We start from the raw sequence: 2879 nt of genomic DNA, 5'->3' as shown, positions 1-2879 counted from the left end.
TACAAAAGGCTGAAAGATTGTTCCTATATAGATTTCTGTCAATGGATTTGGGCTTCTTCCAATATTGTGCCTTTTATGAGTCTTTTGGAAAAAGATGGAAGTGAGTATGCAGATGGTGGATTTGCAGACTTGGTTCCCATCTCTGAGGCCATTTACAGAGGAGCAACTGAAGTAGATGTCATTGTTTTGAAGGCCAAAGCGGGAAGGGAGTTGAAAAGGCCAGTAAGAAATGCCTTGGAGCTTACCACCAGGGCTTTTGATTTTATGTTGGACCAGATCAGCAGTGATGACATAAAAATAGGTGAATTATTAAGTGGAAATCGTGAAGTTAAATTGAACTTTTATTATCCTCCTGCCCAACTGACTGAGAATTCACTAATATTTGACCCTTATCAAATGAAAAAGTGGTGGCGTCAAGGTAAAAACTTTGCCAGGGAGCAAAACCCTGTCTGCAAATGTATTTCAGTGGGACTAGAAAAGTAAACCTTAAGGTCTATGATAATGGTGAACAAAATTTTATTAATATTAACAATAGGTCTTTTTATTACTTATTGGAACAATGCCGATAAACCTAAGTTATTTGTAGTGGGTGACAGCATTTCCATGCAATATGGTCCCTATTTGGAGCAATACCTGAACGGGAAGTACTTCTATGACAGAAAAAGAGAGGAACCCTCCAGTCCTCAAAGTAAAGAAAAACCTAAATATGCCAATGGGGGTGATTCTGATAGGGTGCTGGCTTATTTGCAAAATCAACTTAAAGCACCCGATTTTCGGCCGGATGTACTGTTGATCAATTGCGGCCTTCATGACATTAAAACGGATGTACAAACCGGGAAAAAACAGGTAGACCTAGAATCCTATAAGCAAAATCTTGAGCAGATTTATGACTTAATAACTAAAAAAGGTATCTCAATGGTTTGGGTGAGAACCACTCCGGTGGATGATGCTCAACATAATTCTAAACAGCAAACATTTCACAGATATGCTGCCGATGTGGCAAAGTACAATGAGGTAGCAGATACTATATTTAAATCTCGGAAGGTTCCGATCATAGACCTTCATCAATTTACTTTAAACCTTGGAGAAGGCCTTTTTACTGATCATGTTCATTTTGGGCAGGAAACCCGAGCCAAGCAAGCAGCTTATATTGCCGGGTTTTTGAGTAGCCTATCTACTGGTACCAAATAGGATTGATTTGTTTTTGCTTGATCAATAATTAATCCGTTTTTGTGGTGGGATTAAAGGTCAATATGCTTTTACGATGGACTGAAATTGAAAATTTAATAAATTATTTTATATATAATCATTAATAATAATTATGGAAAATTATAAGTTGCCTCATGCAGATTTTGAAATTTCAAGATTAATTTTTGGCTGTTGGGCTGTAGTAGGCGGTTTTAATTGGGGGCATCAGGACAAGAAAGACTCTTTGGATGCGATGCGTGAAGCATTTGATAAGGGGATCTCTACTTTTGATACCGCAGAAGCATATGGCAATGGTGCCTCTGAAAACCTTTTGGCAGAAGCCTTGGGCGACAAAAGGCAAGATATCATTATCGCGTCTAAGGTAGGTCCACAGGACTTTCTTCCCGAAAACGTAATCAAAGCCTGTGAAAAAGGGCTAAAGAACCTTAAGACGGATTATATAGACCTTTACCAACTACATTGGCCAAATCCTGAAATACCCTTAGTGGACACGCTTGGGGCACTCCAAAAACTAAAAGATGAAGGGAAAATTAGGGCTTATGGGGTGTCAAATTTCGGAAACAAAAGTTTGGATACTTGCAAAGACTCAGGCTTTACAATCAGTAGCAATCAAATGGCCTATAATTTAATCTTTAGGGCCATAGAATTCAGCATTCTGCCTCAATGCGTAACTGATAATGTGCCAATCTTGTGTTACTCACCCATTATGCAAGGATTACTTACAGGTAAATTTGCTTCTGCTGCTGAAGTACCTGATGATAGGGCAAGAACAAGGCACTTTTCAAAGGACAGACCACAAGCCAGGCATCAGGATGAAGGATGTGAAGCATTGACCTTTCAAACTTTAAATAAAATTAAGCGTTTTGCTGATGAAAACAATATTTCAATGGGTAACCTAAGCCTTGCTTGGCTTTTGGCTCAAGAGGGTGTGGCTGCTCCCATTGTGGGCGGTAGAAATGCCGATCAGGTAAAGAAAAACTTAAAGACCATGGAAGTAAAGCTTACTTCAGATATGATCAGTCATTTGAATGAAATCACCCTTCCTCTTAAAGAAGAGTTGGGCAACAATGCTGACCTGTGGGAATCTGTAAGCAGGGTGATATAATTGCTTATAAGGAATACCTAATTAGGACTGGCCAATATTGATTCCTGCTGAATTAATATTGGCCAGTTTTTTATTTTTTAGTGGATAAATTTTTAGAAAAGTAGCCTATAAAAGTGAAAAGTATTGGTTCATGCCGGGAGGAATACTGGCCTAGGCATAACACAGTATTTTTTAGGGAATCACGATCTTTTGGCATGTATATTTTCACTTCATAAAATTTCATTTGGATTTAATGAGTGATTATGATAATTTATAAAATGAAATTGAGTAATCAGTAATTTCCATCAGAATAGATGGCCTTACCTCTTAATAGAATTACTATTTGAAAAAGAAATCACAATTCAGTTCAGCCATTTAATTAACTTTTGAGTTTATGTTGAGAAAATTTATTGTGTTTTTTATGCTTGTAAGTTTAGCTTTCCAAAGCCTTGCTCAGCTGACTAAAAATACTTTAAAAAAGCCTAATATTCTGTTTATTATGGTGGATGATCTTCGACCGGAATTGGCTTGCTATGGGCAGTCTCTTATTAAATCTCCCAATATTGATAGGTTGGCAAGGATGGGG

2 protein-coding genes and 2 pseudogenes are annotated in these 2879 nt (G+C 37.6%); all 4 read left to right on the top strand.

What is annotated here, in order from left to right; translation table 11 throughout:
* A pseudogene (locus AAC037_RS22980) lies at nt 1–483 on the top strand (patatin-like phospholipase family protein); the annotation flags it as partial.
* 12 nt (nt 484–495) lie between these two features.
* Entirely contained in the window at nt 496–1191 is a 696-nt protein-coding gene (locus AAC037_RS22975; protein ID WP_339905912.1) for an SGNH/GDSL hydrolase family protein, read from the top strand.
* 130 nt (nt 1192–1321) lie between these two features.
* The gene (locus AAC037_RS22970) at nt 1322–2314 is read left to right on the top strand and encodes an aldo/keto reductase (RefSeq protein ID WP_339905911.1); all 993 of its coding nucleotides are present in this window, start codon (nt 1322–1324) and stop codon (nt 2312–2314) included.
* Nucleotides 2315–2687: 373 nt separating this feature from the next.
* Nucleotides 2688–2879 (top strand): annotated as a pseudogene (locus AAC037_RS22965) (iduronate sulfatase); the annotation flags it as partial.

It is taken from the genome of uncultured Cyclobacterium sp., from assembly GCF_963976465.1.
In the GTDB taxonomy this organism is placed as follows: domain Bacteria; phylum Bacteroidota; class Bacteroidia; order Cytophagales; family Cyclobacteriaceae; genus Cyclobacterium.
Note: the sequence above shows the minus strand (reverse complement) of the source record. Positions and strands in the feature narration are given on the sequence as shown.